Origin of the sequence: Providencia sp. R33, assembly GCF_019343475.1 — a bacterium.
Lineage (GTDB): Bacteria > Pseudomonadota > Gammaproteobacteria > Enterobacterales > Enterobacteriaceae > Providencia.
The window spans coordinates 3,716,664-3,730,844 of the sequence record NZ_CP072453.1 but is presented as its reverse complement, the minus strand read 5'-3'; the positions used below and the strand labels follow the sequence as shown (position 1 = coordinate 3,730,844).

At 42.4% G+C, this 14,181-nt stretch carries 11 protein-coding genes; 4 read left to right on the top strand and 7 right to left on the bottom strand.

Features of this window, described 5'->3' with window-relative positions:
* Positions 1–3 precede the first annotated feature (3 nt).
* A complete protein-coding gene (locus J6836_RS17545) occupies positions 4–663 on the top strand; it encodes a helix-turn-helix transcriptional regulator (RefSeq protein WP_219245186.1) in 660 nt (219 codons plus the stop codon).
* Here J6836_RS17545 and J6836_RS17540 read toward each other — a convergent pair.
* The 5 genes from J6836_RS17540 to nagK form a co-directional block, all read right to left on the bottom strand.
* Entirely contained in the window at positions 642–1,208 is a 567-nt protein-coding gene (locus tag J6836_RS17540) for a rhomboid family intramembrane serine protease (protein WP_219245185.1), read from the bottom strand. The genes J6836_RS17545 and J6836_RS17540 overlap by 22 nt on opposite strands.
* Positions 1,205–6,145, bottom strand: a complete 4,941-nt coding sequence (locus J6836_RS17535) for a DNA repair ATPase (protein WP_219245184.1) — start codon at positions 6,143–6,145, stop codon at positions 1,205–1,207. The genes J6836_RS17540 and J6836_RS17535 overlap by 4 nt, the downstream gene beginning before the upstream one ends.
* Before the next feature lie 78 nt (positions 6,146–6,223).
* A complete protein-coding gene (locus J6836_RS17530) occupies positions 6,224–8,425 on the bottom strand; it encodes a flotillin family protein (RefSeq protein ID WP_219245183.1) in 2,202 nt (733 codons plus the stop codon).
* A gap of 76 nt (positions 8,426–8,501) precedes the next feature.
* Positions 8,502–9,137: an OB-fold-containig protein gene (locus J6836_RS17525; protein ID WP_219245182.1), complete on the bottom strand. Its 636-nt coding sequence runs from the start codon at positions 9,135–9,137 to the stop codon at positions 8,502–8,504.
* A gap of 312 nt (positions 9,138–9,449) precedes the next feature.
* A complete protein-coding gene (nagK, locus tag J6836_RS17520; protein ID WP_219245181.1) occupies positions 9,450–10,361 on the bottom strand; it encodes an N-acetylglucosamine kinase in 912 nt (303 codons plus the stop codon).
* 278 nt (positions 10,362–10,639) lie between these two features.
* On the opposite strand from nagK, the gene J6836_RS17515 reads away from it, so the two are divergent.
* From J6836_RS17515 to ykgO, 3 genes are all read left to right on the top strand, one after another.
* Complete coding sequence (locus tag J6836_RS17515; protein WP_219245180.1) at positions 10,640–11,263, top strand: YagU family protein; 624 nt, start codon at positions 10,640–10,642, stop codon at positions 11,261–11,263.
* Positions 11,264–11,409: 146 nt separating this feature from the next.
* Positions 11,410–11,670, top strand: coding sequence for a type B 50S ribosomal protein L31 (locus J6836_RS17510; RefSeq protein WP_219245179.1), 261 nt, complete (start codon positions 11,410–11,412; stop codon positions 11,668–11,670).
* A gap of 2 nt (positions 11,671–11,672) precedes the next feature.
* Positions 11,673–11,813, top strand: a complete 141-nt coding sequence (gene ykgO, locus J6836_RS17505; protein WP_004906789.1) for a type B 50S ribosomal protein L36 — start codon at positions 11,673–11,675, stop codon at positions 11,811–11,813.
* A gap of 84 nt (positions 11,814–11,897) precedes the next feature.
* Here ykgO and yidZ read toward each other — a convergent pair whose 3' ends face one another.
* Positions 11,898–12,866, bottom strand: coding sequence for an HTH-type transcriptional regulator YidZ (gene yidZ, locus J6836_RS17500; RefSeq protein ID WP_219245178.1), 969 nt, complete (start codon positions 12,864–12,866; stop codon positions 11,898–11,900).
* Positions 12,859–14,031 carry an MdtL family multidrug efflux MFS transporter gene (locus J6836_RS17495; protein ID WP_219245177.1) on the bottom strand — a complete coding sequence of 391 codons (1,173 nt, stop codon included), beginning with the start codon at positions 14,029–14,031 and terminating at the stop codon, positions 12,859–12,861. The genes yidZ and J6836_RS17495 overlap by 8 nt, the downstream gene beginning before the upstream one ends.
* Between the last annotated feature and the right edge of the window lie 150 nt (positions 14,032–14,181).

The following is a 14,181-nucleotide window of genomic DNA, read 5'->3' as shown; positions in this document are numbered from 1 at the left end:
ATAATGATTAATGCAAGTAATTACTTTGATAATTTAAACCTAACACAAGCCGTCGATAAAGTGCTTTTTTGTATTAAAACCAAAGGGCCAATTTCGACGTCAGTGATTGCTAATGATTTAAATATGACAGGAGAAGCCGCAAGGCAACATATTCAAAAACTGACGTCGATGGGGTTAGTTGAAGGAGCTCAGTGTTTATCACAAACAGGCGCTGGTCGGCCGCGGCAAAACTGGGTGTTAACCGAATTGGGGCATCAGCGTTTTCCTGATACGCATGCTCAGCTGGCGTTACAGCTGATTGATTCCGTTCGGACAATTTTTGGCGATGATGGCTTGGAAAAGCTTATTCACCAAAGAGAGGTTGAAAGCCGTGAAAAATATATCAGCCGCTGCCAAAATTTACCGTTAGCTGAGCGCCTTGCTGTATTAGCTGAAGTTCGCAGCGAAGAAGGTTACATGGCAAAAGTTGAGCAAGAGGGTGAAGATTGGCTCTTTATTGAAAACCATTGCCCGATTTGCGCCGCCGCAACGGCTTGCCAAAATTTTTGCCGCTCAGAATTAGTGCTCTTTCAAGAAGTGATAGGTAAAGAGGCGAGTGTCGAACGTGAACAGTATTTGTTAGAGGGCGCAGGGCGCTGTGTTTACCGTATTTCAGTACGCTGACGGCTTTTTTCCCTTTTGGTGATTATCCAAGCAAACAAAATACCTGATAACGCGCCAGCAATATGGGATTCTGTCGAAATATATTGATGAACGGGTAATAAGCCGCTCGCCATTGCACCAAAATAAAATAGCACTAACAATGCGATGGCAATGTCAGTGATTTTTCGGCGTAAAAAACCTTGGGCAATCAACAACCCCCATAAGCCAAAAATCCAGCCACTCGCACCAACATGCACGGCATTGCGACCCACGAGCCACACCAGAAAACCACCCACAACAATAATAAATAGCGATGCAACAAGATAAAACTTGATGGTGCGGTGGAGTAATAGGGCGCTGAGTATAATCAGTGGGGGAAGGTTACTGAGTAAGTGATCCCAACTTCCGTGAATAAAAGGGGCAAACAGAATACCCACCAGCCCGTTGACAGTGCGAGGGATAATACCAAAAGGAATCAGTCCACCCGCGGTTAAGCTATTAATCAGCTGAATGCCAACTAATATGGCAACTAAAGCCACTAATAGCGTCACGCGGGGGTATTTCATTCCGCTTTACCTAATGCTTGAACGCTTTCGACTAAAGAGGCGAGCTGGACAACCACCCGATCACCAATATCTGTATTATCACCACCAAGGGCTTTATGGCGCATAAAGTCTTTCTTGATTTGTTGCCAGCGCTCGGCTTCTTTTCCGGTCAGTGTTCCTCGTAACTCAGCAAGTTTGAGTAAATTTTCCTCTGCACCCATCGTGAGCAATTGGGCTTCACCGAGGTAGTGGTCATCTAATAACCGCTCCAGTTCTTCATCATTCATAACAGAAGAGACTTTTTCGCTAAGTTTATTCATATTTCGGTAACTGCCCTGCAAACGAAATGCAGGTTCAGTGCGGTATTTATCCGACTGGGCGGCGCTGGCAATGTACTGTTGATTAACCTTCAATACAATGTCACGAAGTTTAATTAATTGTTTGATAACTGAAGTGATTTCATTAATTTCAGCATCGGAGTAAGGGTAACTTAGTGTATTGGTTGAAACCGATTTCCCCATGGCCTTATCAACAAGAAGGTATAAGTCATTGAGGTCTCTCAGTGCCAAAGGGGCTAAAACTGGGTTCGAAGTCAGGCTATTTTCGATATAGCTTAATGCGAAAGCATCATCCATCCCGCCTAATACCTCCCCGAGGTTATAGATATCGGCACGGTTGGCTAACATATCAGGGATACGGAACACTTCACCTGATTCGGTATAGGGGTTCCCTGCCATCACAACACAGAATTTCTTACCTCGCATATCGTAGGTTTTGGTTTTGTCTTTCCAAACCCCTTCAATACGTCGTGTTCCATCACACAGGGAAATAAATTTCTGTAAGAATTCGGGGTGTGTATGTTGGATATCATCCACATACAGCATGACGTTATTTCCCATTTCGAGGGCTAAATTGAGTTTTTCCAGCTCTTGCCTTGCGGTGGCATTCGGTGCCTGTGCAGGGTCAAGGGAAAGCACATCATGACCCAGAGCAGGGCCATTCACTTTCATGAAAATCAACCCTAAGCGATCGGCTGCGTACTCCATTAAGGTAGTTTTACCGTAACCTGGTGGAGAAATCATTAACAAGAGCCCCATGAGGTCGGTACGTTTCCCTTCACCCAGTGCGCCAATTTGCTTTGCCATGTTATCGCCAATAATTGGCAAATAGACGTCATTAATCAGCTTGTTACGGACGAATGAACTTAATGGCTTCGCTTTAAATTCATGCAGTTTTAGGCGGCTACGTTCTTCTGTGACGATACGTTGGCGCAAAGCTTGGTATTGGCGGAACTCAGGGATAAAGCGTTTTCGCTGCCCGCGCATTCGGCTAAAGTAATTATCCAAACTGAGTGACAACGTTTGGTTTTCAATGGTTGGGTGTTCCCCCAGTAAGCCACTGACTTTAAAGTAAAGATCGGCTTCACTGTAACGAGCAGAAGCGACTTTATCTAAAATAATAATGGCAATTGCACCGGGTATATAAGGCACCAGATGTGCAAATTCAGGGGTTGAGCACAGCCCTTGCAGCCAATTTTGAATCAATGACCAACGTTGAGCGTAGCGCGTACCTAAATTTTGCTGAGAACGATTGAAATCAAGCCACATGTGGGCTTCTTCTAAGCGGTCTTGTAATGCTAAAACCAGTTCTTTTGCATATTTGCTGTAGACCAATTCAATCGGTGTCCGTGCTAATGCAAAGCTGAGGTATTCCGCGGCTTGTGTTTGCTCATAACTTTGGCACTGGATTGGATTATCTTGTAAAAACAAACTGATATTGGCTTCAATTTCCGCTTGTAGATCAAGTAAGGCATTATCATTATGGAACAGCTGATGAATATTCATCGCGGTTCTGGCGCGTTCAGGCCAAAGTGCGGGGAACTCTTGGTTTTGGGCGGTTTCCCAGTAAATGGCAGCAATTGCCCGCGCAGTTGGACTATAACGCAGGAGATCGGCGCTTTCCCCAATAGGAATTAATTTTTTTAAGATAGCAATGGCATCATGGTCGTGAATACCCTTTTCATAGCCTTCTTTATAGCGCGGGCCTGCAAAATCACGCACGATTTTTTCCAGCTTTTCAGGGGACGTTAACGCACTGGTTAACAATGCCATGCTGAGTTCATCTTGGCGCTTAGCCGCTGAATAAATAATTGAATAAGCAAGGTATTCAGCGCGATAAACCGTCTCCGACTCAGATTCTAATGTTGCTGTCCAATATGGCTGTAACTGTGTGAGCTCTGTATTTTCGATAGGTTCTTGAAAATCAGTGCCTGTGAGATATACCCAAAGTTGGTTATTTTTAGGCAAGATAGTCAGGTCTAACTCTTGGGTGTTGACGCTAAAGCGGTGGCGACCCAATTTGATGACATTACCACCATCTTCAAAAATATCGGTTTTATCACGCAAAATGCGGATCGCTTGGTCGCGAGACGCTTTTAAGCGCGCATCGATATCATCGGCTTTAACGTTGTCGTTAATTTCCCGCAGTTTTTCGATGATTTCTCGCGTTTTTAACGCAAGTGGGTCTGAGGCAAAGAAGGCATTTAGCTCATCTTGAGATTGCAGACGGGTCGTTCGGCGTTGCAAGCTATCGAGTAGGCGGTCAGCGGCAGTTAATAAGTTTTGTGCGCGGCGCTGGCGGTCATCAATTAAAATTTGTTTATGGGATTCAAAGGTTTCGAGTAACTCTTCACGCTTGGCTAAGATATCATCAAGAAACTCATCGTGGCCACTAAACTGACTTTCCAGCTCTTCTAATTGAACCAATAATCTTGATAGCTGATCATCACAACGCTCTGGGTCTGTCGCAAGGGACAATGCGTTGGTGATCCCTTGGCTAAATAAGCGGAATTGTGCGCCAAATTGTGCCACAGTTTCAACGCTGGTTTGGGACTTACGCTTTTGTTGTAAGCGAGCCCGTGACTGATTCAACTGCGCATAAATTTGTGAAATAGAATCAATGATATGAGTTTGCTGAGTTACATCATTGAATGACAGTGATGCCATTAAGTTAGATAGCATATCCAAATCAGCTGACATTTTTTCCATGTCATTCATTGGGATATCTAATTGTGCGCTATTTTGCGCTTTTTCGGTTTGTTCTTCAAAAACCGTTAATTGTGCTTTAAAAGGTTGTAGTGCTTTATCACTAGCGAGAAAAACAGCGGTTTCTTGGGAGACATATTGTTGATTTTTTTCAATTTCACCTTCCATTTCGCTCAGTTTTTCTAAATCCATATAGCGAAATTCACGCAGCGAAATCAAGTGCCCACGTTGTGCGTTTAGGGCATTTAAACCATCTACAAATTGCTGAATATCATTCCAACTGTCGGGTAATGTGAGTGCTAGGAGCGATTTCTGGCGGCTAATGGCCTCATTCATCGATTTAGCCGACTGCTGGCGGATGCTCTCCACCTTTTCATACTCATCGAGTACTAATTCACTGGTTTGCGTGATTTCTTTGAGTAGCTTACCAATTTCTAAACATTGCTCATCACTAAACCAGTAGTACAAATCCAGCAAGTTTTTAGGTTGCTGGCTGAGCTGCTCATAGCGGGAGATAGAAACATGGTTGCCTTCAATCTCTTTGGCAACATGCAAGATTTCAGAAATACCGCGTACCAAATCTGCGTTACCAATTCGGCCAAAAAAGCCCCCACGGGTAGGCTGCTTATCCGCAAACTCATCGGAATAAAAAGGCGTTTGCCATACTTGCATTGGATGCACACGGGTGGCTTCTTCCCCCTCACCTTCAAACAGCACCATTTTGCCATCTTCAAGCATGGCATAGCCGTGCCCAATCAATGGAACGGATAGGGTTCGTTCAATCAGGTTATAGTTGAAAAGTGCGATGCGGCCTTGGTTCGGCGAATAAAAAACGTATAAAACGTCTTCCCCATTGGGTGAGCGACGCAAGCGGCGAAAACGCATACCATCCATCGGTTGCTCAAAGGTTTTGTATTCACCATTTTGCAGGTAATACCCACCAGGGAAAATAATACCGTGATCTTCAGGGAGTTGAACACAAGCCTGCCCAATGGCGTCAATGCGTTGCACAGACTGGGTCAGAGTGTTGTAAACCAGATAACGCCAGCTTTCTTCCCGATAAGGCAAAATCTTTAAAATAATCAAACTGCCCGTTTGGGCATATTCAATTTGCGCATCATCGAGGGACTGGTTTTTATCCAGCACCGCTTCACGGTAAATTCCCAAACCATCTTCAGTGTTATTTTCACACTTGATTGTTAAGTCACCACCGATAGTTTCAACGAATACGGTATCGAGGATATTAATGTGCGGGTAACGGCCATTTACGGTATCTTCGCGAGTGGTTTTTTGCCACTCAAAGTCATACGCGGGGGGCAGGGCGATATCGCGCTCCCCTCGATTATCAATATATTCAATACGTTGCTTATCGCTTGAAATCGACCAACGAAAAACGCGTACATCGGTAATGCGCTCGCCTATTTGGAAGCTAGCTAGCAGCTTGCCATCACGCTCGACAAGTTGCAGTAATTGGGTGTTTTTATAATAGGTATAGAGTTCAGTAAAATCCTGAACAAAGCGGGTATCATTTAAAAAGGTATCTTCATTGTCGACGGCTTCAACGTCAAATTCGCCTTCATTTTCAATCAAACGATACAATGAAAACACATCATCCAGATGCGTTTCTTTTTTTAATCCAAGGAAAACGTTATAACCAAATAACAACCATTCACCCACTCGAATAATATCTCGGGCTTGGCAGTTATTTTCAGTACGAATACGAATACGCCCAATAATATCCATTTGGCTTTGGCCAAATTCTTCTAGGCGTTTTTCATTGAGCTGTATGGCTTTTTGATGAAGTTGCTGGCCTTGTTCGGTCAGTCGCTTACGTAATATTTCATAAGCGCCCCCTTCTGCAACAGCACTATCGAGTATTTCTTGCTCGCGATCCGTTTCCTGAAAATCTGACATGGTGCAGCGAATTCCCTTAAGGTGGATGAAAAAATAAAGGCAATAGGGGGCAAAAAAGCCCCCTCAGATTTTGATTAACTAAAGTTGGTCATCAGCGGGTGGAACAGGTTTCGCTGTTACTGTTTTTGCTAATTGACCTGCGCCTTTTGCCGCCATAAATCCATTGATAAGGTCTTGAACTTCAGGGTTTTTCAGTAAAGCCGCTACATCGATTTTTTTATCTTCTTTGCTGCGGTTAATCAGCTTCTCGACATTTTCTTTGGCAAAGCTGCTCTTATCCATGAAGCCATCGACAGCCTTACCTAAGCTAAGTGCTTTAGAGAAAGTATTGAAGAAGCTGCCATCGCCGCCGACAATTTCGATGTTAGTTTTGCTAAGTGCTGCGGCCAAGACATCTGCCTGCTCACGGGCAATTTCTTTGTTCGCATCAATAGAGGCCATGGATTGTTCAAACTCTTTCTCGAGGCGCATACGGAATTCTTCATGGGAACGCGCGGTGTCACTGAGATGATCCATGGATTTGAATTTGTCAGTTAAACCGTCTGCTTCGGCTTTCAGGCGTTGGCGGATAACTTCTGCTTGTGCTGAACCTAATTGGCCTTCACCGCGTGCTTGTGCCGCGAGTTTCTCTTCAAGTACTTTCGCGTCAGCTAAACCTAATTTTTCTTTCGCGTTAGCTTGTTGCTCTTCACCACGCGCTTGCGCAGCGAGTTTCTCTTCTAGGATTTTTGCTTCGGCAAGGCCTTGTTGTTGCTCAGCTTTCGCTTTGGCTTCCATCACTTGCGCTTCGGTTAAGCCTTTTTCTTTCAAGCCACGAGCTTCGGCTAACAGTTTCTCTGCGGTGATATTGGCAAGCACTAAACCTTCTTTTTCTTCTGCTTCAGCCGTTGCTTGGCGAACGCGTGCTTCTGCTAAGCCTAACGCGGCGTGTTCTGCCTCAATCCCTTCCGCTAAGCGTTTTTTCGCTTCTGCTTGTTTGGCGGAGGCTTCTAATTCGGCTTGTGCCATGGTGCTGATTTCTTCCGCTTTGTGTTTCGCGCTGGCTTCATCGGCTTCGGCTCTTTTCACTTGGCGAACTAATAACTCTTCTGCTTCTGCTTGCGCATTGATCACGGTGACTTGGCGCATACGTTCAGCTTCAGACACTTCACGGACTTCTTTAATGCGCTCCTCTTCTTGTGCGACAGTTTTTTCAACGGCAACACGTTCGCGGATCACATTCGAGATATTTTTGCGTTCTTCTTCTAAAGCTTTTTCTTTTTCAATGCGTTGCAGTTCAACTTCGCGCTCACGGGCGACAATTTCTAATTCACGTGCACGGCTAACGCGCTCTTCTTCAATCGCAACGGCACGGGTGCGATTTTGTTGAGCAACTTCAACTTCACGCATACGGTTTTCTTCACGAATTTCAATCTCTTGCTGAGTTTGAATACGTGCTTGTTCTGATTTTAGGCGTTCTTCTTCTTGAACACGTAGTGTTTCCGCTTGTTCACGGGAACGAATATTGTCAATTTCACGTTTTTGACGAGCTTCTGCATCGGCTTGCTGGCGCTCTAAGGCTAAGCTAGCTTCACGCGTTTCCACATTTTTCTTTTGAATCGCTAACTCTTGGTCACGCTCTTTTTGGTTAGTTTCAATATTATGGATAGCGGTAATTTCAGTGATTTTACGAATACCTTCGGAGTCAAAGATATTGTTTGGATCAAGGGCGGATTTCGGCGTTTGCTCTAAGTAGTCAATGGCAACGTCTTCTAATGCATAGCCATTAAGATCTTTACCAATCACATCAACAATACGGTCACGGAAGTTTTGGCGGTCTTCAAAAAGCTTTGCTAAATCAAACTGCTTACCGACAGTTTTTAGCGCCTCAGAGAATTTTGCACTAAATAAGGTGCTAACAGCTTGGTGGTCAGAAGCACGGTCGACCCCAATCGCTTTTGCCACTTTCAGGACGTCTTCGGTGGTTTCATTCACACGTAAATAGAAGGCAACGGTGATATCTGCACGTAAGTTATCATGGCAAATCAAACCGTCTTTACCACGGCGGTCCACTTCTAATGTGAGAAGGGAAATGCGCATAAATTCTTTTTTGTAGATAACAGGGTAAACCAGTGCACCGGTGAAATGCACTTTGGGTTGTGACGACATATCGTTCACAATCAGTGCGGTACCTTGTGGAACTTTGATATAGAAGGCTTTAAATAATCCAAAGAAGCCTAAAATAATGACGATGATCCCGCCAATAATGGTTAAAAAGGGCATTAATGCAGCCAAATCCATATTTCTTCTCCATAGGTTCCGACGTGGTCGTTATTTTAAATAGGCAAGCAAAGGTTTATTGTCTATATCGTAAACATTAATGACGAAACTCATCTTCCGTCACGACTTGGTAACTGTGGGATTGCGCGTCATAGCTAATTATGATGACGCGATCACCCCGTTTTAAATTCTCGGTTGATGGTGCGCGTATCTGTAAAATTAACCCTGCACCGCCATCTTCCAGCGTCGCTTCCCCATTTTGTTCACTCACAGACCCTGAACGCACGGTCGCTAATTTGCCAATAAGCTGATGTACAGTCTTGGGTTTATTAAGGCTGACGAGTTTTTTACGAACGGGTTTTAAACATAAGGCGGTGAGGTGAAGGGAAATAAACAGTGTGATGGCAAATACGGCGAAGCCAACAAGATAGCGTAATAAAGTTGAATCAATAAAACGGATAAAACCATAAACGCAGAAGTAGCTGATAACCCAGCCAAATAGCGTAAATAAGGTTAGAATAATGGTGACTGGAATACCCGCTAAGCCCAGTTTAGTGAGCCAGCCCGCGAAGCCTGATGCATCAAGCCCAGCATCAAATTCAGTATCAATATTAAAGACATCAATATCGAGTAAGCCAAATGCAGCACATAGCCAATAAAAAAGCACAATAATGAGCAAACCACTAAAAATAATGGTGGGAAACATCAAACTACTCTGGAAAAACAATCCCATAAGATATTCTCTTTATTGTTGTTTCGGGTTAACGGCAGATGTTTTGTTTATGGCCTCATTGTATGTAACGCAATAATAGCGTTTTTAGTCAAAAGCTGTATCAGACAAGTCTTTATCGCCAATATTTAATAATATCTTGCTGTTTTCTAGTTATAATTTACTGAAGTTATTCTTAAAGTAGTAATGATAACCAAACCGATTGATATTGGGTTATTTTATCACCATTCACAAATGAATGATAATGATTATCATCTGAAAATAAAGGGAAATATGCTCCTTAGCAGACAATTGCCAAGGAGCAAGAAAGGAAAATTAGTCGATTAAGTTGAGGAAAGCCGCGCCGCGAGCTCCGCCTGAGTCACCATAGCGGGCTTTTTCAATGGCGGGTAAAGTGGCAATGCCATATAGGTATTGAGGAAGTACTTCAGGCAAACGTTGGTAAATTTCTTCAAATTGCGACAACCCACCGCCGAAGACGACTAAATCAGGGTCAAAAACTGTAATGACTTGCCCCATAAACATCGCGAGCACTGACATATATCGTTCAACGTGTTCAATAGCTTCAGGGCTTTGTTGATGGTATCGCTCAATAATTTCAATAGCAGAGCGTTTTTCCCCAGTAAATGCAGCATAAATACGTTCAAACCCAGGCCCTGAAAGGTAAGTCTCGAAACAACCTATTTGTTGACAGCCGCAGGTTATTTCTGGGACGGTATCCCCTAATAGTTTTGCCGCACGAACACTAAGGTTCATATGGCCAATTTCACCTGCAATGCCATTTTTCCCTGATAGCACTTTGCCATTAATGACAAATCCACCACCAACACCGGTACCTAAAATTAAGCCTAGCACGGTTGGGTAGCGCTTAAATTCTGGATCCCAAGCTTCAGATAAGGCAAAGCAATTGGCATCGTTTTCCACTTTTACGGAGCGCTGTAAAGTATTGGCTAAGTCATGGATCAGTGGTTTGTACTGCGCTGCAGGGACGTTAGTGGTAAATACGGTACCTTCTGCATGATTAACAATACCGGGAACACCAACGCCAATTTTCCCTTGGCAATTGAATTTTTCATCGGCTTCTTGGGTGAGTGCAAGAAAGGCATTCAGCAGAGCTTGGTAGTCATCTTTAGGAGTCGGAACGCGTTTTTGCCAGACTTGATTGAGTTCATTATCAAAGACTGCCAGTTCGATTTTGGTTCCGCCCATGTCAAAGCCGTAATACATTTTCCTCTTCCCCAAATGGTGTGTTTATCACCGGTAATGACGTATCCATTTGATAAACAATTAAATGGTCGTATGTGATGGCTTAATTATACAAAAGATTATGCCTAGAGAAATTATCGTTTTGGTTTTTATTTTTGTTCAGTGAGCTAGGTGCAGCAATTAGAGCGGTAATTATTTCTACTGGTGATTATTATTTTATTGATTCACATCATTTACGGATGTTCACAAAAAGAGAATAAATGGATCTCAAAAAAACTTAAGTCAAATAAAGAGGTTCTATGGCTCGGGGATTCTTTTATATCACAGAAAAAAAACGTCGCCGTTATGGTGTTGCTTTCTTTGTCGGTATTATCAGTGGAATTGTTTCTGCTTTCGTGAAGTGGGGGGCAGAAGTGCCTTTACCGCCACGTAGCCCAACCGACATGTTTAATGTGGCTTGTTCACCTGAAACGCTAATCCGCGTTGCGGAGCAAGTTGATTGCTCACGTAATTTCCTCAATCCACCGTATGTTTTTTTAAGGGATTGGTTGGGGATGGTGGACCCCAATGCCGCCGTGTACACATTTGCAGGGCATGTTTTTAATTGGGTTGGCGTGACGCATATTCTATTTTCATTAGTCTTTGCGATTGGTTATTGCATCGTTGCCGAAATTTTCCCAAAAATTAAATTATGGCAAGGCTTGTTAGCTGGGGCATTAGCTCAGTTGTTTGTCCATATGATTTCATTTCCTTTAATGGGCTTAACACCACCACTTTTAGATTTACCTTGGTACGAAAATGTCTCTGAAATTTTTGGCCATTTAATTTGGTTTTGGTCGATTGAGATTATTCGTCGCGATTTAAGAAACCGTATCACCGGTGAGCCAGATCCTGAAGTTCCGTTATCACAAGGTTATCGTTAAGGTTTTTGATTATCACCCCACTTACTGGCGTTATTAGAAAAATAACGCCAGTCTTCTTCTCTTTTCACTTTAGATAAAGAAAATAATTGCGCGCCATTTTTAAACGGTGTATTGTTATATTATAACATTACATTTAGGTGGTTATTATGAAACAAGGGATCCATCCTCAATATCGCACAGTGGTTTTCCATGACACCAGTGCGGATGCCTATTTCAAAGTGGGTTCAACGATTAAAACTGAAAAAACGATTGAATTTGAAGGCGAAACCTTCCCGTATGTCACGCTGGACGTCTCTTCTCAATCCCATCCGTTCTATACCGGAAAACAGAAATTAATTTCTCAAGAAGGGAAAACCGCACAATTTCAGAAACGTTTTGGGCGTTTTCTGCAAACAGAGGATAAGTAAACGTGAAAGTGTTGAGTTCATTAAAAACAGCAAAAACACGCCACCCAGATTGCCAAGTGGTTCGCCGTCGTGGGCGCGTGTATGTGATTTGTAAAACAAATCCGCGTTTTAAAGCAGTACAAGGTTGTAAGAAAAAACGTTAAATCTGCGTTTCATTTCCCTGTATTTTGATAAAGCTGGAATGTATGGATATATTTCGTACATCTCAGCTTTTAAATAACAATCAGTTATATTCCATTCATAAAAGCAGAAATGCCCGTTTTAATTTGCTCTCTTAACCATAATGTCTTGGAATTATAGGCATTTCGTTTATGCCACAACATTAAAAAAGGAATATCAAGTTGTTGGTACAAACTTTCGTCGATAGGGATCGGAAGGCATACTAAATTGAGTTTGAATTGATTGACATAATGTTGGCAATAACTTGGCGCACAGGTGACCAATGAATGCCCTGAATGAGATGCCATTAATAATGATTGTTCAAATGATGAGTACGATAAATGAATATGACGAGCGAGCTTTATACTTTGTAGTAGGTCATCTAAAGCCCAAGGAATGCGGTTGCTGTATTCAGTGCTAATATGTGGGTATTTCAGAAGGTTAGTTAAATTCCATTCTTCCTTTAGAAGTGGATGGTCCAGCCGTACAAAAGCGAGAGGCCTGTCAGTGAAGAGTATTTCAAAATTAAGAATATCTGGAATTAATTTAATGGATTCTTTTGATTTGTGATGACTTTCCCGACCTAAAACACCGATATCAGCATCACCAGCAATGATACTTGCAAGGGAGTTATAATCCCAATCATGGACTCTTACACTTGATTCAGGGTATTGATTTAATATTTTTAATGATAAGTCATGTAGCATGATGAGATTAAGAGGCGCTTCCATCATTAGACGGAAGTTGATCCCTTTGGGTTTTTCTGTATCGCGAATATTGGCTATATAGTTTGATAAATTTAAAAATTCAGGTAGTGATTTTTCAATTTGGTGCATTAGCGTAGTTGGAACTAACCCTTGCGGACTTCGAATAAATAAGGGGTCGCCAAACCAATCACGTAGTTTTGCCAATGATTTACTTACCGAAGATGGTGTCACAGATAAGCGGTTAGCCGCTAAGCTAACGCTACGTTCCTCAAGAAGATATTGCAAAATAACCAGTAAGTTTAAGTCTAATCGATGCAATATCTTATTCATAGATAGCAACCTTACTCTTCGTTTGAGAAACGGGTATTTTGAGTAATGTGAACCCAACCATACCTGTCACTAATAAGATAATTAAAAGCATATTTAAAGACGATATGCCAATCCAACCCATTATCCAAATATACAATGAAGCAAAGCTTAATTGCCCTATAGCTAATACTGAGCTGGCCAATCCAGCACGTTGAGTAAAGGGAGATAAGGCTTGGCTCATAATGATCCCAAATAACATTGAAAACCCAGCACCACAGAATGCAAATACGATGAATAACAGAGCTATGTGGTTAAGATAAGTCATAAAGACCAATAGTATTAATGCATTAAGTAAAAATAGGCTGAGTGCAGTATATAGGATGGATTGATTTTTAAATAAGGAAATTAATTTAGGCATTGAGAACGATGTCACCATACTGACTACAGCCAGCAACGCCATTGATGTTGAAAATTCCCCTGCCGTAAAATCAAGGTTAGTCATTAAGATGATAGGTGCAACATTGACATAGGTTAGAATAACAGCCATTCCGAGACAGGATATAGCTAAACGAGAAAGAAATAATTGATTAAACAATTGTTCATTTGATTGTGGTGACTTTTCTATTGTGGAAATTACAGGTTTAGTTTCTTTAATAGAAACTAAGCAGAAAACGAAGCTGAGTGCGGAATAAGCTGCCATGAAATAGAACATCGCAGACCAGTGATAGAACAGTAAAAGAATAAAACCGATAACTGGGGCAAGGACAGGGGCGATGCATGTGATACCATTCATGGCAGATAAAACCTGAGTTCTTACTTGAGCAGACAAGACATCACGTAATAATGCGAAGGTGACGACATAACAAAAACCTGCCCCAATTCCTTGCAGAAAACGAGCGCCTAGAAAGACAGAAACGGTTGATGCCGTGCCCACCATTACGGATGCAATGGTAAACAGCAGAGTTCCAACCAAGAGAACGGGTTTTCTGCCTATATGGTCGGCACACCAGCCAGCGATGAGCATGGTTGATGCCATGCCCGCAAGATAAATGGAAAATGCCATGTGTAATTGGCTTTCACTGGCTTTTAGGTCTACAGCAATGAGAGGAAGACCTGTTAGGTGTAGGTCAACGCCAATCGGATAAATTAACACTATCCAAAAACTAAAAAGGACATATTTTTTCATCGTGCAAGACTCATTTCTATGATAATTAGCTTGATTTTACTTGTCTGAGTAGGCTCTATGTAGGGATGAATGGCGAAAGGCAATTTTCCAATTTGGAAAAAATATTCAGATATTTCGTCGATCATTAGTTTTGTTACTAATCATTCAGTT

Excerpts from the sequence above, each read along its gene's own strand:
- J6836_RS17545 (WP_219245186.1), top strand. The coding sequence starts at position 4 with ATGATTAATGCAAGTAATTACTTTGATAATTTAAACCTAACACAAGCC.
- J6836_RS17540 (WP_219245185.1), bottom strand. The coding sequence starts at position 1,208 with ATGAAATACCCCCGCGTGACGCTATTAGTGGCTTTAGTTGCCATATTA.
- J6836_RS17535 (WP_219245184.1), bottom strand. The coding sequence starts at position 6,145 with ATGTCAGATTTTCAGGAAACGGATCGCGAGCAAGAAATACTCGATAGT.
- J6836_RS17530 (WP_219245183.1), bottom strand. The coding sequence starts at position 8,425 with ATGGATTTGGCTGCATTAATGCCCTTTTTAACCATTATTGGCGGGATC.
- J6836_RS17525 (WP_219245182.1), bottom strand. The coding sequence starts at position 9,137 with ATGGGATTGTTTTTCCAGAGTAGTTTGATGTTTCCCACCATTATTTTT.
- nagK (WP_219245181.1), bottom strand. The coding sequence starts at position 10,361 with ATGTATTACGGCTTTGACATGGGCGGAACCAAAATCGAACTGGCAGTC.
- J6836_RS17515 (WP_219245180.1), top strand. The coding sequence starts at position 10,640 with ATGGCTCGGGGATTCTTTTATATCACAGAAAAAAAACGTCGCCGTTAT.
- J6836_RS17510 (WP_219245179.1), top strand. The coding sequence starts at position 11,410 with ATGAAACAAGGGATCCATCCTCAATATCGCACAGTGGTTTTCCATGAC.
- yidZ (WP_219245178.1), bottom strand. The coding sequence starts at position 12,866 with ATGAATAAGATATTGCATCGATTAGACTTAAACTTACTGGTTATTTTG.
- J6836_RS17495 (WP_219245177.1), bottom strand. The coding sequence starts at position 14,031 with ATGAAAAAATATGTCCTTTTTAGTTTTTGGATAGTGTTAATTTATCCG.